At 29.1% G+C, this 21,296-nt stretch carries 26 protein-coding genes; 23 read left to right on the top strand and 3 right to left on the bottom strand.

What is annotated here, in order from left to right; translation table 11 throughout:
- Positions 1–125: 125 nt before the first annotated feature.
- From ACZ451_RS09990 to ACZ451_RS09895, 20 genes are all read left to right on the top strand, one after another.
- Positions 126–569 carry a hypothetical protein gene (locus ACZ451_RS09990; protein ID WP_464211963.1) on the top strand — a complete coding sequence of 148 codons (444 nt, stop codon included), beginning with the start codon at positions 126–128 and terminating at the stop codon, positions 567–569.
- A gap of 220 nt (positions 570–789) precedes the next feature.
- On the top strand, positions 790–1,134 hold the full coding sequence (locus ACZ451_RS09985) for a hypothetical protein (RefSeq protein ID WP_464211961.1): 345 nt from the start codon (positions 790–792) through the stop codon (positions 1,132–1,134).
- A gap of 261 nt (positions 1,135–1,395) precedes the next feature.
- Positions 1,396–2,166: an ATP-grasp domain-containing protein gene (locus ACZ451_RS09980; RefSeq protein ID WP_464211959.1), complete on the top strand. Its 771-nt coding sequence runs from the start codon at positions 1,396–1,398 to the stop codon at positions 2,164–2,166.
- A gap of 399 nt (positions 2,167–2,565) precedes the next feature.
- The gene (locus ACZ451_RS09975) at positions 2,566–2,985 is read left to right on the top strand and encodes a hypothetical protein (RefSeq protein WP_464211957.1); all 420 of its coding nucleotides are present in this window, start codon (positions 2,566–2,568) and stop codon (positions 2,983–2,985) included.
- Between the two features lie 79 nt (positions 2,986–3,064).
- Positions 3,065–3,364, top strand: coding sequence for a DUF1905 domain-containing protein (locus ACZ451_RS09970; protein WP_464211955.1), 300 nt, complete (start codon positions 3,065–3,067; stop codon positions 3,362–3,364).
- Positions 3,365–3,371: 7 nt separating this feature from the next.
- Positions 3,372–3,587 (top strand): helix-turn-helix transcriptional regulator, encoded by a 216-nt coding sequence (locus ACZ451_RS09965; RefSeq protein ID WP_464211953.1) that lies wholly within the window; start codon positions 3,372–3,374, stop codon positions 3,585–3,587.
- On the top strand, positions 3,562–3,843 hold the full coding sequence (locus ACZ451_RS09960; RefSeq protein ID WP_464211951.1) for a hypothetical protein: 282 nt from the start codon (positions 3,562–3,564) through the stop codon (positions 3,841–3,843). Before ACZ451_RS09965 ends, ACZ451_RS09960 begins: the two co-directional genes overlap by 26 nt.
- 153 nt (positions 3,844–3,996) lie before the next feature.
- On the top strand, positions 3,997–4,611 hold the full coding sequence (locus ACZ451_RS09955) for a hypothetical protein (protein WP_464211949.1): 615 nt from the start codon (positions 3,997–3,999) through the stop codon (positions 4,609–4,611).
- A gap of 121 nt (positions 4,612–4,732) precedes the next feature.
- On the top strand, positions 4,733–4,990 hold the full coding sequence (locus ACZ451_RS09950) for a hypothetical protein (protein WP_464211947.1): 258 nt from the start codon (positions 4,733–4,735) through the stop codon (positions 4,988–4,990).
- A 150-nt stretch (positions 4,991–5,140) separates the two neighbouring features.
- Positions 5,141–6,040 (top strand): hypothetical protein, encoded by a 900-nt coding sequence (locus tag ACZ451_RS09945; RefSeq protein WP_464211945.1) that lies wholly within the window; start codon positions 5,141–5,143, stop codon positions 6,038–6,040.
- A 71-nt stretch (positions 6,041–6,111) separates the two neighbouring features.
- Positions 6,112–6,462: a bleomycin resistance protein gene (locus tag ACZ451_RS09940; RefSeq protein WP_464211943.1), complete on the top strand. Its 351-nt coding sequence runs from the start codon at positions 6,112–6,114 to the stop codon at positions 6,460–6,462.
- A gap of 232 nt (positions 6,463–6,694) precedes the next feature.
- Complete coding sequence (locus ACZ451_RS09935) at positions 6,695–7,153, top strand: hypothetical protein (RefSeq protein WP_464211941.1); 459 nt, start codon at positions 6,695–6,697, stop codon at positions 7,151–7,153.
- Positions 7,154–7,303: 150 nt separating this feature from the next.
- Positions 7,304–8,320 carry a hypothetical protein gene (locus ACZ451_RS09930; RefSeq protein WP_464211939.1) on the top strand — a complete coding sequence of 339 codons (1,017 nt, stop codon included), beginning with the start codon at positions 7,304–7,306 and terminating at the stop codon, positions 8,318–8,320.
- 76 nt (positions 8,321–8,396) lie between these two features.
- Entirely contained in the window at positions 8,397–8,945 is a 549-nt protein-coding gene (locus ACZ451_RS09925) for a hypothetical protein (protein ID WP_464211937.1), read from the top strand.
- A gap of 293 nt (positions 8,946–9,238) precedes the next feature.
- Positions 9,239–9,967, top strand: a complete 729-nt coding sequence (locus ACZ451_RS09920) for an ankyrin repeat domain-containing protein (RefSeq protein ID WP_464211935.1) — start codon at positions 9,239–9,241, stop codon at positions 9,965–9,967.
- Complete coding sequence (locus ACZ451_RS09915) at positions 9,964–10,902, top strand: polysaccharide deacetylase family protein (RefSeq protein ID WP_464211933.1); 939 nt, start codon at positions 9,964–9,966, stop codon at positions 10,900–10,902. The genes ACZ451_RS09920 and ACZ451_RS09915 overlap by 4 nt, the downstream gene beginning before the upstream one ends.
- Positions 10,903–11,194: 292 nt before the next feature.
- The gene (locus tag ACZ451_RS09910) at positions 11,195–11,563 is read left to right on the top strand and encodes a hypothetical protein (protein ID WP_464211931.1); all 369 of its coding nucleotides are present in this window, start codon (positions 11,195–11,197) and stop codon (positions 11,561–11,563) included.
- A gap of 563 nt (positions 11,564–12,126) precedes the next feature.
- Entirely contained in the window at positions 12,127–12,702 is a 576-nt protein-coding gene (locus ACZ451_RS09905) for a Crp/Fnr family transcriptional regulator (RefSeq protein ID WP_464211929.1), read from the top strand.
- A gap of 84 nt (positions 12,703–12,786) precedes the next feature.
- A complete protein-coding gene (locus ACZ451_RS09900) occupies positions 12,787–13,221 on the top strand; it encodes a DUF2141 domain-containing protein (protein ID WP_464211927.1) in 435 nt (144 codons plus the stop codon).
- 13 nt (positions 13,222–13,234) lie between these two features.
- Positions 13,235–14,212, top strand: coding sequence for an NAD-dependent epimerase/dehydratase family protein (locus ACZ451_RS09895; protein WP_464211925.1), 978 nt, complete (start codon positions 13,235–13,237; stop codon positions 14,210–14,212).
- Positions 14,213–14,322: 110 nt separating this feature from the next.
- Here ACZ451_RS09895 and ACZ451_RS09890 read toward each other — a convergent pair whose 3' ends face one another.
- The 3 genes from ACZ451_RS09890 to ACZ451_RS09880 all read right to left on the bottom strand — a co-directional run bounded on the left by ACZ451_RS09890 (position 14,323) and on the right by ACZ451_RS09880 (position 17,449).
- Complete coding sequence (locus tag ACZ451_RS09890; protein ID WP_464211923.1) at positions 14,323–15,039, bottom strand: LytR/AlgR family response regulator transcription factor; 717 nt, start codon at positions 15,037–15,039, stop codon at positions 14,323–14,325.
- 481 nt (positions 15,040–15,520) lie between these two features.
- On the bottom strand, positions 15,521–16,255 hold the full coding sequence (locus ACZ451_RS09885) for a hypothetical protein (RefSeq protein ID WP_464211921.1): 735 nt from the start codon (positions 16,253–16,255) through the stop codon (positions 15,521–15,523).
- A 459-nt stretch (positions 16,256–16,714) separates the two neighbouring features.
- The gene (locus ACZ451_RS09880) at positions 16,715–17,449 is read right to left on the bottom strand and encodes a hypothetical protein (RefSeq protein WP_464211919.1); all 735 of its coding nucleotides are present in this window, start codon (positions 17,447–17,449) and stop codon (positions 16,715–16,717) included.
- A 561-nt stretch (positions 17,450–18,010) separates the two neighbouring features.
- Here ACZ451_RS09880 and ACZ451_RS09875 point away from each other — a divergent pair.
- The 3 genes from ACZ451_RS09875 to ACZ451_RS09865 all read left to right on the top strand — a co-directional run bounded on the left by ACZ451_RS09875 (position 18,011) and on the right by ACZ451_RS09865 (position 21,134).
- Positions 18,011–18,922, top strand: coding sequence for an alpha/beta hydrolase family protein (locus ACZ451_RS09875; protein ID WP_464211917.1), 912 nt, complete (start codon positions 18,011–18,013; stop codon positions 18,920–18,922).
- A 321-nt stretch (positions 18,923–19,243) separates the two neighbouring features.
- On the top strand, positions 19,244–19,984 hold the full coding sequence (locus tag ACZ451_RS09870) for an FkbM family methyltransferase (RefSeq protein WP_464211915.1): 741 nt from the start codon (positions 19,244–19,246) through the stop codon (positions 19,982–19,984).
- Positions 19,985–20,522: 538 nt separating this feature from the next.
- Positions 20,523–21,134 (top strand): hypothetical protein, encoded by a 612-nt coding sequence (locus ACZ451_RS09865; RefSeq protein ID WP_464211913.1) that lies wholly within the window; start codon positions 20,523–20,525, stop codon positions 21,132–21,134.
- Positions 21,135–21,296 lie beyond the last annotated feature (162 nt).

Raw genomic sequence — 21,296 nt, 5'->3', positions numbered from 1 at the left:
AAGCTCTGGTTCGTAGACACCAGACGGAAACAAAAAGTTTCCTTGCCTACCCTACTTGCAATAGTCGAACCATTGGCAACAAGTTGAGCAAAAACACTTGAGTTCATTAACATAATATAGAAAAGTTGAAAATAAATATCCCGAAAATATCTTTTGACAAACTGACTAAAAAACAATCAGAAGTATTTTACAATTTAAATTCTAAGAACTATGGTAAACAAATAGCCCGTAGAGTATCTGAGAAATTAACACAGTCTGTTAATGAATATGATGGAATATATTTTTCTCATCGTGATTATTGCGGAATAGGAATATTTTTCAAAAATGGAATTTTTATTTTAAGTACAGTCTATGATGGTTATGGAATTGATAAGGTTATTATTGAATTTGATTCCAACACTGAATTTATCAATTGGCTCTCTAACGAAAATGACCAGAGTATGTCATTATATGGAGAGGATTTTAATAATCAAACTATAACTAAACTGAGATTAGATTGGTTTTTCGAAGAGAACTATTCGCCAGTTTGGAATGACTATTGTCGCTACGTAAGAGAAATTTTGAAATGATTGAATTTTATATTTATTGAATAAAAAGAAAACCTGTTGCCAACAATGGTTATAAGTATTTTTGTACTTGTTACTTTTTGTGACTACTTTAGATAACTACACACAACAGGGCATATATTCAAGAAGTTTCAGCAGTCTTGCTACTCAGTAGGCTGTGCCTCCCGGAAGATATACCCAGAACGTTGTAAGCAGTTGTAGATAAGGTTCAAAAAATTTAATATTGAAATCTGAAAAGATAACATTTGATTCAAATACATTACCAAAATGTAAACTAGAAGAGAAAAAATTTGAATGGGGAGAACCATACACTGTTATGACCCCTATATTTGATTTAGATGTTAAAGAAACTGAATCTAAACTTGAATATTTTATAGATGTTTATGGTAAAAACAATTTCAAAACTCAGTTACTAAGACTTTATAATAAAATTAATAATTATGAAGAGACTAAAGGAATAATCAATTTCCAATATGAAGAATTACCTGATGAGAAAAGGGTTACTCTTAAAAAGAAAATAAATGAATATCTGGAAATGACAAAAGACAGAATTTCTCCTTGGGAATAGTATGAACCTTATAATTATACTGAATTAGATTATATTGAAAAACTCTCGAAAGAAATTAACGGGGAAATATATTATGTTGAAAAAGAATAACTGCTTTTTCATCGATGCTATAAGTAATAGCGGTTAAAGTGATAAAACGAAAGTATAAATATAAAACAAAAGTCAGCACAAAACCGAAAGGTTTATGAGTAAAAAACCGCTACTACTCATACACAAGTCCGTTGTGCATAATAAAAATCCACTTTTTTTTAAAAAATAAAAATGTACTATATAATTCAAAAAAACATATTCCAAGAGCCCAAATATGACGAAATATTTAAGGTTATGAACGAATTGAATCTTGAATACGAAGAAGTACAATTTAAACCAAATAGCACAGAGTTTGATTTTAAAACCAAGCGGAAAGATATTTTTGTTTATGGTTCAGTTAAACTTGCAAAAGTCACATCTGAATTTGATTGGAATCCTGGTTCATTTTACGGAAATAACCATAAATTTGAAAAGTATTCAGCTGGTTATGGAGTACATTTAATTAACTATGGTAGTTACATTTGCGAACTAAAAGATAAAATTGATTGGTCGAACAGTACGACTCTTTTTATAAAACCGAGTGAAGAGGCCAAAATATTTACGGGTAAAGTATTTAATCAGTACGAATGGAACGACTTCATTCATTATAAACTAAACGACCCGAATGAGAATAGAATTACAGAAAAAACAAAAATTCAGATTTCAGAGCCTTATCATTTGACTAAAGAAGCAAGGATTTGGATTATTGGAAAAAAAATAGTCTCCAGTTCATATTATAAATTTCACGGCAATGTTGAGTTTGAAGAAAATGTTCCTCAAAATGGATTGGATTTTGCCCAAAAAATGGCTGAAATATTTAACGTAGCTGATGCTTATGTTATGGATATTGCATACACGATTAATGAGTGGAAAATAATGGAAATCAACTGTATCAACAGCGCAGGTTTTTATAAAGGAAACGTTAAAAAAATAGTATTGGCTCTTGAAGAATTCTTCGGATAAAGTACTATGCACAACACCATGTATAAAAATTTGGCTCTTTGCTAAATTGATAATCTGTAACTGTCTACACGCTGTGGTTCATAAACAAGACCATTGAGGGTAATGACCTAAAGGCACGTATTGCTACGCTGCAAAAAAAAGAGCGCATGAATAGCTGTTTTTTCACGACTCCCACAATACGCATTGACCCTCAACGCTCTGAGCATGGCGTGACTTTACCATAAGTATTTTTGTACTTGTTAACTTTTCTAACTACTTTAGACAACTACACAGAACTATGCATATATTCAAGAAAGTAGCAGCAATCTTCCAACTCGGTAGGCTGTGCTTCCCAGAAGAAATACCCAGAGCATTGCCCTCAATTTAGAAAAATATGAAAGTAAAACTTAATAACTGAATATGGGAAAATTAACTACAGAATTCATAAACGAAATTGCTAATCATTATGTTATAATTAGTGCTCTTTTAGCTGGTTTCTCTATTACATTTATTGCCAATATTATCGTCACTAAAACCAAAAAGAATATTGATAAAGCTTTATTAATTGTTTCTACTATTACCGCAAGTTCGTTTCTAATTAGCGTCTTTGCTTTGACAAAGATTTTAACTATAACATCGATAAATTATCCATTAGAAATTAACTCAGAAACGCTCCAGTTTTTATACAGAGCTTCGGAATGGGCTTTCGGTTTAGGAATGATATCAATTTCGGTATTAATATCATTGTCGGGTTGGACAAAATCGAAAACAATTGGTATTACAACTACAATTATAGGTCTCTTAATATTTATAGGTGCTCAATATTTATCTCGGGTATAATTATTGTGAGGTTAATCTCAGCAGAATAGATATAGAAACAATCATAAAAAACTAAGAATTAAAAAAAGCAGATAGAAAATTGCAAGCCAAAATTAAATACAACTTTTCAGGAAAAATTTGGAAACACAATGCAAATGGAGGGTGGTTCTTTATTTCACTGCCAAAAAACATATCAAAAGAGATTAGGAGAAACTTACAATGGCAGGAAGAAGGCTGGGGACGAATGAAAGCCTCTGCCGTAGTTAATGGACTTTATTGGGATACTGCCATTTGGTTTGACAAGAAACAAGACACTTACCTGCTTCCGCTAAAAGCGGACATTAGGAAAAAAGCCAATATTAAATTAGGAGATGAAATTACCGTGAGTGTCTCTATATAATAAATTTATGAACAGGCTAACAAGAATAACAGCAATCCTCATTCAACTACAATCCAAAAAGATTGTAACTGCAAAAGAAATAGCAGAGCGTTTCGAAATCAGCCTGCGAACAGTATATAGAGATATTAAAACATTACAAGACGCTGGAGTGCCAATAGGTTCAGAAAATGGAGAAGTAGCTATTAAATCTTTGGGTAATGTGGAAATCAGTAGAAGGAATTAGTTTAGAAGAAGCAAAAAAATCAATTATAAAACTAAATGATTTTGTAAGTGAACAATCTGGATTTATAGCAAGAAAAACTGCATTGTCGGTAGACGGAAAGTTTCTAGATATAGTTTACTGGACAGACTTAAAATCGGCAAAAAATGCATCAGAAAAAGCCATGAAAACCGAAGAATTAATGCAGATTTTTAGTACAATTGACCAAAAAGGAATGGTCTTTCAACACTTTGAAATATTTAATGGAATAGAAAAATAACTGTGTACAATAACCTATATATGAAATAGCGGTTTGATTGAAAAATCGAACTGCTATTTCGTTTAAATAATGTATATTACTATCTAAAAAGTAGTCGAATAAAATCTGCTACTGCTCATACAAAAATCCGTTAACACTAATACTAAACCAAGCTTGAGCTTAAAGCTATTTTTTCGATTTTTATTGTCCATGGGCTTTTTTCTATGGATTCTATCTCTTATCGGAGACGCTAAAGGACTCCTACCATTATCGACTTATGGAATGCTTGTTTCCGTGATTTTAACTGCCTTTGGAATTTACCTTTGGTATCTTTCGTATAAATCAATTAGAGGTCATTTTCCAAATTTTTATAAACTCTATATGGTCTGGTATAGGAAAATGAGAAAGAATCCATTTTTTGGGTTTCTATTTTTGGTCAGACATTTCTTGAAATTCTATATAGCACTCTTAGTTTTCTCAATGTTTCTAATATTTCTTGGGTTTTTAACTATTGGTCAATCAAAACCTGTTAAAGCCACCCAAAATTATTGCAAAAATACAGCTGATATAAGAGCAGAAACAGGTTTAATTAAGCATTATGGAATCCTTAGAAATGTTAAATCTCAATACAATGATTTGACCGGGAATTCTAAATTATCATTAACACTAGTTGCAGAAAAAGGAATTTTCTATGTTAAATCTGAGTTGGAAAAAGTTAATGGAGAATGGATTGTAATTGACCTAAAACTGACTAAAAAAAGTACTAACACTAACAAAAACTATAATTAATACGGGTCTAGTGTTTAGCACTAATTTTAATGCCATATCAGAGAAAAATTGGAAGATAATAAGACAGTATAAAACAGGACTATATTATGTATTAATTAATTTCCCTGAAATTGCAAAATATATGTCGAAGAGATTCATTTCAAATTCAATTCCATTGACATTAATTGCTGCTGAAATCCGTAATCCAACTAAAGAAATTGGAGATACAGAACAAGATATGATTAACATAACAAACTGTTTAAAAGACTTTGGAAATCTACCAAATCATAAGTATATCTTAGCCTCCAATACTGAACATAAAGTTTGGAAAAAAAAGCCGAAACTTGTGATAAAGGAAATCATAAAGCTTTACAGACAAACATCAAAGCCAAACCGTTAACTTAAGATGTATAACCGCAATTACAGCATCGACTACACCTGTATCCACTCGGAGTTGCTGGCGTTAGTCTTTGAACGAAAAACAACAAATATAAACTCGTAACTGAATATTATACAGGATATTATGTAAAAAAATACCTATTTTAGATTTATGTTGAGGCTTCTTTTTTTATTTCTTTTTTTATCTATTATTCAAGGGTTTTCCCAAGATCATATCCTTGAACCAAGCTATATTCCCGAATATGGGAAAATTATATGGGATTTTGAATATATTTCTGTAAGAGGAAGACCCAAAAAGGTAATAAAACAAGAGCTTCACAGAGATATTAAAAGGATTTATTCATTTGATCAAAAAAAGAACTTGACTAAAATTCAAGTGTACTCAAAAGATTCATTGAAGTATTCCATTTTAAGATCTTTTAATGCTCAGGGAAATATCAGTAGTTCTAAGGAAATATTGGCAAGTGGTAAAATCGAAGATTCTGTAAGCTATAGATACGATTCATTTAATAGGATAATTGAAGAAAAAAGATTAAAATTTAATTTTAAAAAGCAGTATCAGTACAATAAAGAAAACAACATCATGCAAGTTACTGACTTTTATGGAGATAAGCCTGCAACAATTAGAGTTTTCACCTATGACAAAAATCGCCTGATATTAATGGAGGAGAAGAGTAAGCATGGTAGTTATATAAAAGAATATAAGTATAACTCAAAAGGGTTGTTTATGACACAAGCTATTAGAAAAGATAACAAGCATCCTATAGATAACTACATTATAAAAACAACGTATTCCAAAAAAAGAGAACGCACCGAAAAAAAATTTTCAAAGGAAGCAGGAATCTATTTTAGCGCTCAAAAAATCCCAAAACTACAAGAACTAATATACAGTTCTGAAGAAAATCCAAAAACAATAAAATTTATAGAAAACAAAGCTACTTTATACACTTATTCTATTGAATATGACAATTATGGAAATTATATCAAAGTTATTGATGATAAAATCTCAGAAATAAACCCAATAGCGACTAGAGTCATTGAATATTATTGATTTCGAATTATCCATAAATAAAATAGCGCGCAACAATTTAAAATCAAATTACAAATCCTAATCATGAAATTATGCTGACTGATATCATTCCGAAATTACCAATGCGTGACAAAAATATTACCAGAGCATTTTATATAGACAAGTTAGGATTTAAAGAAATAGGCGATTATGAAGCGTATTTAATGGTACAAAAAGATAAAATAGAAATTCATTTCTTTGAATTTAAGGAACTTAACCCTAAAGAAAATTACGGACAAGTTTATATTAGAACCAATGGTATTGACAATTTTTACCAAACATTATTAGACCATAAAATAAAAATACACCCAAACGGGAAATTAGAATCAAAACCTTGGGGGCAAAAGGAATTCTCATTACTTGATCCAGATACGAACCTATTGACCTTTGGACAAAGCATTTAAAAAAAGTAAAAACGAACCCTCCAATAACATATATAATTAATTCAAGTGAATTTTCTGTGGGGAAAATCACAACTGATTTTCCGCAACGTACCATGTACAAACCTTTGGCACTCACAATTCCAAAAAAAATTAGCATACATTTATAGAACTAAAATAAGCCAAAGGTAAAGTGTATTAGACAGGAACGTTCTGCGCGCTTTATAACTTGACCATTGACATCAATTGAAATTGAATGAAGATAAAAATTTTATTTACCATAGTTGGAATTTTAATTGTGTCTTACTCAATAGCTCAAGACGGTTCAAATATTAGATACTATGAACCGAAAAACCTTGACAATTCATTAGTTGAAAAATATTGTCACATAGATTATGGAAAAGAATCATTTGCAGGACAAGCAATTGACACAATTGAAATCAATGTAAAAGGTCAACAAATGAAGTTCTATGAACATAGGAAAGATAACGGATTTAATAATTGGTTCAATGAACAATATTTGATTCGAGTTGAGGATAAAAATCAGGCTTCGGCACACCTAAAAGATTCACGGATTGACAGTCTTACGAATGACAAAATATATTTAACAAGTATTTTGAGTTATTACGCTAATGAATCACCAATTGATACAATCACGGTTTTTCATCATTGGTATAGAAGAAAAAATATCTCAAAAGTGCTCATAAAACAGTAAAAGTAATAGATTGTAAACGTAAGAAGTGTATAATTAATTTCTTTGGCAAGTGCCTATTTGTAAAATTCATTCAGAATTTTCTCTGATACGTTTTTGTTCGCTAAATTACCTGTTAAACCTCGTAACTAATTATATACCTTAGGCAACATTATGAAACACGCATATATATTACTTTGTGTATTTAGTCTATTTCTGGGATGTAAAACTATTGAAAATCAAAAAGAGAACTCCCCAACTGTTATCAAAAATATTTTGTTGAGATTAAATGGTGATACGATTGGGGATGAATTTACCGAAGATCTAATCCATTCTGTAAAAGGGAATGTAAAATCTGTACAATTTACCAATTACGAATTTTCAAAAATAGATTCCATTTTCACTCCAACTTTTGCAGCTTTCATAGATTCCTATAAAAACAGCACATATAATATTGATAGAAATGGTAAAATTACAGATAGAATAATTTTCAGAGGAGCGGGTAATAGCGGAAATACAATTGAGAAGTATGAAATTATTAATGAAACAGAAAACAAATTTCAAATAGATTATAAACTTTATGACTATAATGAGGGGAAATTAGGGGATTTATATACACAACCTAGATATACTGATTTTTACGAAAATGATAAGCTTGTCAAAAAATATCATCATCTTAAAAAAGATACTTTATTATATCAATATAATGATTCTGGAAAAATCGCAATAATTCATTTCAATTTTGGAAGATTAAAATATAAATACGATACATATGAGCGAATAATAGAAAAATATCATGAATATAATGAGGAAACAAAATACTATTATTACACTAAATATTTCTACAAAGAAAACGGTTATTTTAAAATAAGAATTTCAAATACTCATAATGGAGAAGTAACTGCTATTTATGCAGAATACATAGAGTTTAACAAGTTCAACGATAGAATTGAAAAGATAATATGTGATCCTTTATGGTATAACGAGAAATTACTAGAGATTAAAGATGAAAAAGTTATAATCGAAGAAGTATTATCAGAGCTTGAGAATCAAAGTGCTAAATGGAATTGGAAATACGATACTTTAAAATACAAATATGAGTATGACGAAAATGGTAATTGGGTAAGTAAAACAGTTTATGTCAATAATAAACCGACTTATAAATTAAAGAAAGACATTAAATACTATTAACATTACCTAACACGGTATATAAAACATGGCTAATAATTGTTTACCTCTTGCCAAAATACCATATATTTAAAGTTCAATGCATTTAAAAAAAATATACAAATTAACTATTACATTTTTAATTTTAGGGTTATTCCTAATTTCAAGCTGTGCTATTTTCCAATCTAAATATATTGTGATTGAGGAAGAAAACGGTGAATATTATAATAAATATCAGTATAAAATAATAGAACATAAACTTATAGAAATAAACAACTCAAAATTTAATAACTTAACATTTAAGATAGTTGATTCAGAAAATCTTGAATCTGAACCAGAAATTTTTCCAAGCGCCATTAAACTGGAAAGTGAGTTAGCCAAGTATGAAATTATATTTGATTTTAAAGAACCTATTTCTGTAAAAAATAACACGTATGATATCTTTGTACAAGATTTCGCTCAAAATCCTGAATCAAATGGAGATTTAGGTGAGTATAAAAAAATAGGGACTATTGAATTAGAAAAAGGAGGAAAAAGAGAAATTACAATTAGCAGTAAAGTAATATCTGCCGGAAGTATAAGCTATACGACCAAAAGAAAAATATTAAGAAGTAAACTGAATAAAACCAAAAGGCAATCAAAAAATTAACTGTATAAATTTTTAATGCCTTTCATTACTTAATAAACGAACCACTGCCAGATTAAATATTAAATAACGGTTAAATATAAAAATGCATTATAACAATGACTATAGTTAATACGAGTTTAGGTGCTTAACTAAAAGTTTAAGTATATTTATGAATTACGCAAAATCTGTTGCATTTTATTTTGAAGAAAAAAAAGAAAGATTAAAGTTTTGGCTTGTGGCTAAACCTAAAATAATTGCTTATTTTTTGCCCTACTTACCATTTATTAAACATTGGAAACAAATAAAAAATAATTATGAAAAAAACCTTACTTCTATTCTTTATTGGAATTTCTACATTTGGATACTCTCAAAAATTATATAAAGCTGTTGAGAAAGAAAATTTTGAAAAAGTTAAATCGCTTATTCAAAAAGGAGCTAATGTTTCTGAATATAGCAAACAAGGTTTATTCCCATTGTGGAGATCAGCTGCTGACAATAATTACGAAATATCAGAATTACTCATAAAGAATGGTGCTGATGTAAATCAAGTTAATAAAGTCAATCCAGGAAATTCAACTCCAATTGAATTTCCTTGTCAAGAAGGTTATTTTGAAATAGTAAAACTACTAGTTGAAAATGGAGCTGATGTCAATTTCAAAGGGTATCGTAATTTCACTCCCATCAGAATAGCTGCGAGAAATGGACACTTAGAGATTGTTAAATATCTGGCTGATAACGGCGCTAAAATAGACATTAAAGCTATGGATGGAGCTACTCCTCTTGAACACGCAGCATCTAAAGGTCATTATGAAATATCTAAATACTTAATTGAAAAGGGGGCCAACGTAAATAATAAAGATAAAGATGGTGACTTTTCTTTGGGCGAAGCTGCGAAAAGAGGGTATTTAGATATAATTCAACTTCTAATTGACAATAATGCAGATTTGACTTTAAAAAATAAAGAAAAGAAAAATGCTTTTGATTTAGCTAAGGAACGTGGTCAAAAAAAAGCTGCTGATTTGATTAAAAAATATATGGAATGAATTTTAAACACTTATTATTTGTCTTTTTTTTTATGATATATCAATTGGCTAATTCTCAAAAGATGGTGTCAATTACAATTGATGATGTTCCAAATACAGATAGATTTCAAAAAGATGCTTATAAATCTGTTCTTTTGAATAGACTAGACGCATTAAAAATACCAGTAGCAATATTTATCAATGAAGGATTTCTGTATAAAACTGATTCTATTTCTAAAAATTTTACACTTCTTAACAATTGGGTTAAAAAAGAATATTTAACCTTAGGTAATCACTCATTTAATCATTCTAGATTTTCTACAACAGGAATTGATTCTTTCAAAAATGAAATTATAAATGGAGAGGCTATTACACGTCAACTTGCAAAAAAGTATAAAAAACCGCTTAACTACTTTAGGTTCCCCTACAATGATTTAGGAAAAGATTCCATTCAACACACAAAAATAAATAGTTTTTTGGCTCACAAAGGGTACACAATTACACCTTTTACGATTGAAAGCTCTGATTGGATGTACAATACTGTGTATGCGTATTATTTGAGTAAAAAAGAGTACAAAAAAGCAAAAGAAATTGGAGAAACCTATTTGATTAAAACTTTAGAATTTTTTGAATTTTTTGAGACTCTTGCAAAAAAAGATTATCAAAGACCAATTAAACAAATTTATCTATGTCACGATAACAAGTTAAATGCAGATTTTCTACCACTCTTAATAACTCAATTGAAAAAAAAGCAATATAAATTTATAAGCTTAGAAAACGCATTGACAGACGAAGTTTATCAACAAAAAGATAATTATTTCCAAAAATGGGGTATTTCTTGGCTGTATCGGTGGGAAGCATCTCGAAAAGAGCGGATTGAGAATATGAAAAAGGAACCCTCAATGGAAGTAATTACAAAATTGTATGAAGAAATCTTAAAGGAGAACACCAAATAACTCACAAAACAAAATACGTACACGAGCTATAATTAATACTGATTTTGTGTTTTATATATTTTTTTAATGATGCTCACCTTTTGATTGGGCTTTAAAACAGAAAAATGGAAATAATACAATGCTAACATTTAAACATGAAGCATTCTCAAGGAAAAACTTAAGATCTCGTATCACAAGGTTCAATTTGAAAACAAATAACTATTGGTAGCAAAATGTATAGTTTACTTTTTACTATCTTAGTATTTGCACCAATAAAACCAAACACAAAACGTTTGCAAATGTTAGCATAGTAATGAGTTATTATTTCATTTTATTGATTTTACCTATTATTGCAATAAACCTTGCTATTAAAAGGACTTTGGATAAAGGAAAAGATTTCACGGACATAATTGAGGCGGATTTAAAAAAACACGGACTGAAATACGTGAGCGCTACCTACCCAGGACTTTTTAAAGTAGGTCCTTTTAAAAAATTTGGAATAACAATCGTTAAGCCAATGATTAATAATGGTGCCATACAGTATGATCGTACTTATTATCGTATTATAGAATTGAAAACTAAAAACAACCGTACAGAAAAGATTTGGGCTAAAATAGAAACGAATTGGTTCAAAAACACTCAAATAGAATTTAAACCGAGTTTATCGGAACTCAAAAAATAACATGTTCTTACAATACCTAAAACTCACTGCTTTCGGATTTACTAAACGAAAATCACTAGCAAAAAGCTATCTTTATTCTCAGTTAGATGATGCTTTTGACGAATCACAGTAGAGAAACATATCCAAACTATTAGTGCTCAATTGAGCACCAATGGCCAAGGTGAGAAACGCTTTTTTAAACAAGTAGGCAATCAGCGTGAAATTCTCACCATCCATAGACAACATAACGTAATATAAAGCAAATAAGGTATTCCAAAAGTTAAATGGAGAGGAAAAATCAAAAATCTGAATATCAAAATTGTTGGAGAAGTGAAATGGACTTTAAATATAAAAAACCATTGAAAAATTAACGTATACTAACAAGATATTAAAATTACAAGAGTTAAATACCAAAACTATAGTTGTACATTTTTAACATAGTCCGTAAAAATTTATAATTTAAAGAAAATAACGATAAAATTGTAAATTTAGCTTTAGTGCTTAACCTAAAAAAACTGTTTATTTTCTACTCTAAATACCATATATTTAACATAGTATGCAATTTAAAAACATCTTGTAATGAAATGAAAAACGGATTAGAAATACTTTTAGAGAATGCTAATCTCTTTGATGAAAAAGAAAAAAAAATAATTTTAAATAAATTTTCATTAATTAAGGTTAGTGCTAAAAATGAACTTGTTGCTATCGGAAAAAAATCTAACTCGTTATTTTTTGTCCTAAAAGGTTGTATAAGGAAGTATTGCGAAAAAGACGGAGAACAAATAACCATACAAATTATAACCGAAAATCAATTCGCTGTTGAATTTATAAGCTTTATTACAGGAGAAATAAGTTCTAATTCTTTAGAAACGTTAGAAAATTGTGAATTGCTTGTAATACCTAAAAATGAACTAGAGACTTTATATAAAATAGTACCTAAAATGAATATACTGATTCGTAAGGTATTAGAACAAGTTCTTTTAACTACTGGTAGTTTACTAAACGATTTTATAATACTTTCGCCAGAAGAACGTTATCTAAAATTACTTCAAAACAACCCGGAGATATTAAATAGATTACCCCAACACATCATTGCATCTAATCTTGGTATTAGTGCAACTTCTTTGAGTAGAATTAGAAAAAGAATTTTTAAACCTTGAAATCAATTTCATTTCTTGCCTTTTGTAAACGTTAAAAAATAGGTTTCGCAATAATTTTGTTTTTTTCAATTTAAAAACAATAATATGAAACGCTTCTTTTTTATAATCTTACTATTACTTGCATATCAATTCTCTTTTAGTCAAACTTCGGGGAATTTAAAAATCAAAGTAACAGAACTTAGAAACAATTTAGGTAAAGTAGGGATTAGGTTATTTGACCAATCCGATGGGTTTCCATCAGACAGAAAAAAGGCTATGATGGAATTTTTTGTAACACCAGTTAATGGTATTGCAACATTTACAATAGAAAACCTAGAATTTGGCACTTATGCAATTGGAACTATTCATGACGAGAACAACAATAAAGAGTTCGATAAAAATTTTATAGGCTATCCAAAAGAGGGCTTTGGCACCTCTAATAATCCTAAAATTTTTATGGGACCTCCCGCTTTTAAAAAAGCTAAGTTCAACTTTGCAGTAAGTAACCAAACTTTAAAAATTAAGATAGTTTATTTCTAAGTTATTTTTAAATATGGATAATAAGAGTAAAACAGTATTTGTTACAGGAGGTTCGGGGTTTGTAGGCCGTAATTTAATCCCTTTACTATTAGAAAAAAATTATATAGTAAAGGCTTTATCTCGTTCTAACAAATCAAGAAAACTACTAAAATCTTTAGGTGCAATAATTATCAATGGAGATTTAAATAATAAAGAGGCAATTTCTAAAGGGCTTACAGATTGTATATCTGTTTTTCATTTAGCCGCTTCTGTTGATTTTTATGCTTCTGAAAAGCAACTAACAAAAATTCATGTAGAGGCGAGTAAGTTATTAGTTAAAGAAGCTATAAAAGCTAATGTTAAAAATTTTATTAATCTTGGAGCAGCGTCAGTAATAATTAATGGTAAACCTATAACAAATGCTAATGAAACATTTATTTCTAATAATTTGCGCGATGGATATTCTAGAACAAAATTAAAAGCGGAACAATATATTCTAAAATCTTCTACTCCAAAATTTAGAACAATTTCTTTAAGACCACCCTTAATTTGGGGAAAAGGGGATTTACACACCTTACCATCAATTGTAGAAGCAATACATAAAGGACAAATGATGTTTATAAATGGTGGCAATCATCTCTTTAATACTTGTCACATTAGTAATATTTGTTACGCTTTATTACTAGCAGAAGAAACAAAAGAATCTGGAGAAGCATATTTTATTACAGATGATGAGGATGTAGAGTTTAAAGATTTCATAACACAATATGTGTCAACAAAAACAGACAAAGTGCAACAGAAATCTATTTCTTTGAAAACAGCTAGAGCATTTGCCTCAATATTAGAGCTCATTTGGAGGGTATTCAAATTAAAAAACAGCCCTCCTTTATACAACGGGTTAGTAAATGTTCTTGGATTACAATTTACATTAGACATACAAAAAGCAAAAAAAGATTTGAAATATGTAGCTGTAAAAACTGTTGAACAAGGTTTAAATGAAATGGCAAAATAGAAACTGTATATGATATCGAATAAGTAATTCTTATAAAGCAATATCATGGTAGAGCTTCGAAGTTACAAACTTCAAAAAACAAGCATAGAGATTTGGTTTTAAAGTGAGTTCTATAGTAAATCTAAAAACGCTTTCTTTTTAGATCTGCTTATTAATGCCTGTTGCATATTACTCATAATAATCATATTATCATTTTTCTTGTATTCCTGAACATGATTTATGTTAATAATAAATGATTTATGTATCCTAACAAAAGTATTTGAAGTAAAATGCTTTGTACCTACATCTTTTAATGTCTTGGATATTATTATTTTTCTATCATTTGTTAAATAGATACGGGTATAATTTCCATCAGCTTTAAGCAAAATAATTTCTTCGGGTTGAAAAAAATAAAAAGAACCGTTTATTAATATTTTAATTTTATTATTTACAATAGAATCTTGATATGATTGGCTTTCTACACACCATGATTGGTATTCAAATCTTAGTATACAATTTAGAAGTTCATCTCTATCTATAGGTTTTACCAAATAATCAAACTTGTCTTCTTTAATTCTTTTTATCAAACTTCTTTCATTTGGAGTAATAAAAATAGTTTTAAAAGAGTTGTGCTTTACCAACTTTAGAACATCTTGACAATAAAAGAAAGGCATTTTAATATCAATAAAGATACAATCTGGTTGCAAATTTGTAATTGCAGAGATTACTTTGTTAGGGTCTTTTATTTTTTTTAAAATAGAGAGTTTATTTTTACAATAGCTCAGTATTTGTTGTTCCAGAAGATTTAAACTACTGGAATTACTATCAATTAAAATTACAGTTTTCATAGAAAATATGGGGATTTCTATCAAATTTAACTAAAAATGCATTCAATATATAATACTTTTTTCTTATCTAAATATAAGTAATACCTATACTGTTTATTGAGATAGGACTCTTTATTTACGATTTGATATTCATCATGATAGCTATCAAAAAATTCAAAAAGAAAAACAAGAAAAGAGTTTAAATCACTTCATTATTTGCAAAGTAGAAAAAAGCTCTATGGCTTATGAAAAAGAAAAGTAGAAAGATACAAGGGCATTTCAAAAAGTAAATTCTTTATAAACAAATTCAGAACAGAAAAAACTTAAAAACTATTTATAGAATCAACAGCCATTTATAACTGTAATTGAGCACACTTGTGTTTTAACTATATAACACTAAATTTAATGTACAACAAAAATCCTGTGAAGGTTGCTTCACAGGATTCAAGTTGGCTAGTTTAAAAAACCATAAACCTATTCCAGGGCATGTTCATAGAAATAATTAATTGCTTTCTACTTCAGCTTTTAATTGTGTTTTAAATGCATTTTTACCAAATTCAAAACTAGCAGCAATATTTATACCAGCTTCTACTGTAGTAAGAGGATCTTGACCTTCCAGTACTTCTGTAATAACCAGAAGAGAATGACAAGGTGATAATGGGATAACAAGAGTATCAGAAAATACATTAATACCAGGAGATATAGGAACAGATCCATAAAATCCATATCTAACACCTTCTTGGAAAAAAGAGTTTTCAAATGGAAGTAAAAAGTTTTCTGTACCAAAACCGGGAACAGGTGCTGCTTCAACAATAATCGGCCCACCATTTTCAAGATCTCCAGTTATACCTTGTAAAGTTGTACTCCAGTTAGGCATATTATCAAAATCGATTAGTGTTTCAAAAACTTCGTCTGAACCCTTATTGATCAAGATTGTACCAAGAAACATAAAGTTATCAGGACCCAATTCAATAATATCTGAAGTCTCAAATTCTAATTCTGATGAACAGCTACTCGATTTATTCTGTTTGTTGTCATTTAAAAGTTGGAGTGCACGCTTGTAATTATTATTTACAAGTTGATCAAAATCAGGAATATTGTTGTTCTGATTAAGGAATTCACTGACATCAGTTACTGTAGGTTGGTCACTATTTTGATCATTACCTAATTCTTCTTTAGAACAAGAGGTTAATAATAAAAAAAATAAGGATGCGGTTAAAAAAATGTGTGTTCTCATAATATATATTTATTTGTGATGAATAAAGAACCCAAAATAGAAATAAAAGACATTCATATTTTTTGAAATGAGTAAAGTGTATTTATTCTTAAATGAATGGTATAAAAAAACGATTAAACTGTAATTTTTTAAAACATATTCTTACATTTTATAAATATATTTAGGTTGCAAATATGCAGCGTTTAAATTTTATCTAAATTTAGACCCTATTTTCATATATAGTTAAGAACTGATTTTGGGTTACTCCTCAGTTACCATAAGAAATCTTTAGGCTTTCACAAAAACGAACTACCAAATAAATAATAGCTATTTGTAACAATAAAAATTCACTTTTGTATCTTAACTACAAAACACCAATTTATGGTATTACAAAAAATCCTGTAAAACTAGTTTCACAGGATTCAAGTTGAGTAGTTTAAAAAACCATAAACTTATTCTAAGACAGACTCATAGAAATAATTAATTGCTTTCTACCTCGGCTTTTAATTGTGTTTTAAATGCATTTTTACCAAATTCAAAACTAACAGCCAAGGATACGGCTTCTGCAGCTGTGATAGCAGGATCATCACCTTGGATTGATTCCGTAATAACAAAAAGAGAATGACAAGATGATAGTGGAATCACAAAAGAATTATATGCTACAGTAATAGCAGGAGCTATAGCAACAGATCCAGAATATCCATATCCAACACCATCTTGATAAGAAGAATTTTCAAATGGAAGCACTAAGTTTCCTGTACCAAAACCAGGAGGAGCAGCTGATTCTAGTAGGATTGGCCCTCCATTTTCAAGATCTCCTGTTATACCTTGTAAAGTTGTACTCCAGTTGGGCATATTGTCAAAATCTCTCATTGTTTGCCAAACTTCATCTGCACTATCATTAATTAATATAGTAGTAACATAGTTAAAATGATCAGGTGCCAATTCAGTAACATCAGATGTAGCAAATTCAAATTCTAATGAACAGATATTAGATTTACCCTGTTTATTGTCATTTAAAAGTTGGAGTGCACGCTCATAATTATTATTTACGAGTTTATCAAAATCAGTAGTACTGTTATTCTGATCAAGGAATTCACTGATATCAGTTACTGTTGGTTGTTCACTATTTTGATCATTGCCTAATTCTTCTTTAGAACAAGAGCTTAATAGTAAAAAAAATAAAGTTCCGGTTAAAAAAATGTGTGTTCTCATAATATATATTTATTTGTGATTAATAAAGTATCCAAATTAGAAATAAAAGACATTCACATTTTTTGAAATGAGTAAAGGGTATTTATTCTTAAATGAATGGTATAAAAAATTGATTAAACTGTAATTTTAAAAGATATATTCTTACATATTTTTTCAATAATTGTAAGTTATAAATATGCAAGGATTGAATTTTATCTAAAAATTAAACTCAATTTTCATATATAGTTAAGAACATATTTAGCGTTACACATCAGTTATAAGCTTGAAATCCTTAGGTTAAAAAAACAACAAACTAAACAGAGAAATAAGTGAAAGAAAACAAAACTACACACAAAACATTTTATAAAACATAGCTATTATAGGCTTCCTGAGAGATTTTTGTATATTTACAATGCATGGCAAATTTTTAATTCAGTTTTATTTAGAAAAGAAAATTAAAAATTGGGCTCGTTCTAAATCTAAAAAAAGTCAATGTTATTTTGTGCTATGTTTCAACATAACACCGTTAAGTGCAATGTGAACAAAAATTCCGTTTTAGAATAATTTACAAAAAACTATATGATGAAATTCGTAAATCGACTTTTATTATTACTCCTATTTACACCTATGCTGAATTGCAAGGAATCTGTTGAACAAAAAAATACGATACCTACTCAAGAAAAAACGGAATCGATTGATGCCTTAAAAACAGAAAATATAACTTTTGAAAGTGAAGGCGTTAAATTAGCAGGTACAATTTACAATCCTAAGCATGCACATGCAGCAATTGTAATTGTTCACGGCTCTGACCAAGTACCTCGGATGACAAGATTTGCTGAACTATTAGCCCAAAATGATCTTATGGTACTAACTTATGACAAACGTGGAGTTGGAGAATCTGGTGGAGTTTATGCTGGACCAGAAGTGGGAACGAATAATATTAGTATTGAAAATCTAAATCTATTAGCAAAAGATGCAAGTTCTGCAGTGCATGTAATCCATAAAAAAAATAAAGATTTACCCATTGGACTCATCGGTGCTAGCCAGGCAGGATGGATAATTCCAATCGTTGCCCATAAAAACCCGCTTGTAGAATTTATGGTTTTATTCAGTAGCCCTACAATAACTACTCTGGAACAATTAAGATTTCAGTTTTTCACAAATGGAAGAACAGATTTTTGGGAAAATCATACAGAAGAAGATGCACGAGAACATATCAAAAACGACCCCGACAAATATCAATTTAAAGCTACAGACCCAAAAGACAATCTTAAAAATATTTCAATTCCTGGTCTTTGGCTTTTCGGAGAAAAAGATATTCAGATTCCTGTAAAAATGTGTATGGAACATCTCAATGCTTTAAAAAAAGAGCATAAACCTTTTGAATATGTTTTATTTCCGTCATTAGGACATAATACAAATAAAACGGAACCAATAAATATTTCAGTGAATTGGATAAAACAAAAGGCTTTAGAAATTAGAAATAATAAGTAAAAATAAGCCATTGCATAACTTATAACCTGTATAATTTATTACGAATACTCACTTATTATGTGACAGTAATTTATATTACATAGCTAAAATTTAACAAATTAACTATTTTAACCAAGACTTATGCTACTTGCACAACACGTATGTTCAATACGGTGTAATTGTTTACCAAATAGATTTGTCTTTTTGCGATCTCCATAATACTTATTGACACAATTTTTTCCTACATTTAAAAATTACAAAATGTATTGCTTTGTGCTTAACTTTAAATTTATAGAATTTCTACACTGCACTAAACATACATAAACGTTAACAATAATTCTTATGATAAAACGGCAAAACCTACGTAAAAACACTACTCCAATTATATACCTCAAAGCAATAATAACTCTTTTACTGCGAAAGATAATCAGATTCAAAGTAAGATTTTTTTTCTCTCAAAGTGGAGAAGATATCATTCTAAAGATTCTGCTGGATGAAGTACCAGATAAGGATATTTATTATGTTGATGTAGGTTGCAATGATCCAATTAGAGATTCGAACACCTTCTTATTCTACTTGAATGGCGGTTCTGGTATTTGCATTGATGCTAACAGAGAATTGGTAAGAAGTTACAAAAGAGTTAGACCAAAAGACATAGCATTGTGTCACCTAGTTTCCGACAAAAAAGAAGATGTCACTTTTTACGTTTCACATGAGAATAGGGTTAGTACAGCTCACAAGAAACTTATGGAAAGTAGATCTCAACGTTGGCCTATCAAAGAGGAGCTCATATTAAGTACATCTACTCTCGATGATATTTTAAGAGATCATCTCCCTATCAACCAAAAAATCCATCTCCTATCTATTGATGTTGAGGGCTTTGATTTTAGGGTATTGAAGTCCATTAACTTAACAAAATACCAACCAAAAGTTATTGTAATTGAACTTGCTGAATTCAATTTGGATTCTAAAACCCTAAAAAACAATGAGGTAGTCTTATATTTAAAAAGCTATGGCTACAAATTAAAATATTTTGCTACATGGAGTGCATACTTTGTTTATCACGGAAAAGACAATTCCTAATAAACACAAAAATGGATATGCCAAATGTGCCATTTGATCTTATCGAATCTACATTCTGAGGTTTCAAAAATAATGGTAATATTGACTCTTTAAAGTTAAAAAACGAGGTTCTTTAGAATTAGAACAAATCTTATCCGAGTTAAAAATGGAAAAAAATTCAAAGCAAACTTTTTTAAATCCCAAGTATTCAATAGACTATAAATCCAACAAAATTGACACTATTTATATAAATACTACAATTGATCAAGGCTATTCCGTTTAAAATAAAAATCTTTTGTTAATACAAATGGAACGTTAATAGAATTCTTTAAAAGAAATGACTTACTAACTGATTTTGGCAAAGTTTAAATTAAATAAATAAACCTTTAAAACAACATATATGTGTTCATAGCGGTTAAAGTTCTTGTATTTTTGGTAAGACAAAATGCATGCAGAATACAAAAATTAGTAGCCAATGTACAGTTTTTGTCGAAAATAGAGTAACATTTTTCTCAAACACAACACATCTATTAAACGTTGTAAGTTATTTGAATCTAATATGGAAACTTCAAAAACTTTTTTTAAAAACACAATTATTGATAGGCCACAAGTCATAATGGAAAACATAAAAAAATGGTTGATTAATCAACAAATTATATCATCAAAGGAACAACCATTAGAATTTGAAGCGCCTCACACTTATTATGGAGATATAAATTATAAGAAAATAATAGCAGAAGAAGATTTTTATGGAAAGGTTGAGTTCATTACTAAAAGAACAGAATTAATACATACTATAGGTTGGGATTGGGGAGTCGATTTTTTATTACCAGATGTTGTTATCTGTCCTCAATGTAAAAAAGATTTAATAAAAGGAATTGATCCTGCTACCTTTTATGGAGAAAACAATTTAAAACAAGACGCTAATGGAATTAGGGTTTTACAAGAATTAAGTAGCGGTATTTCATTATGGGAATCAAATAAGGAGGTTACTCTTTCCTGTTATAACTGCGATAGTCAATGTTTAATTGAAGAGTACGATTATAATAACAGTTTAATTTTTACAAATTTTGCCATTATTTTTTGGAACTGGCCCAAATTAAAAGACGAATTTAAAAATATTCTAATAAACAAATTAGGCATAGAGACAACATTATTTATCGACAGGTAAAACAATTTATAACAAAGAGCTGGATTAAAAAATAAACATTTTTAAGCTAATTTTAAAACAAAGTTCTCATCATAGGGCAAGTCCCTTTTTACTATACCAAAAGATTGTTTTAAGAGTTTATTAAAGATTACTATAAGTGTTATTTTTTACTTTTACCATTGA

The sequence above is a fragment of the Allocellulophaga tsushimaensis genome (genome assembly GCF_055383085.1).
The sequence above is the reverse complement of the archived record's forward strand: the minus strand, read 5'-3'. Positions and strand labels throughout refer to the sequence as shown.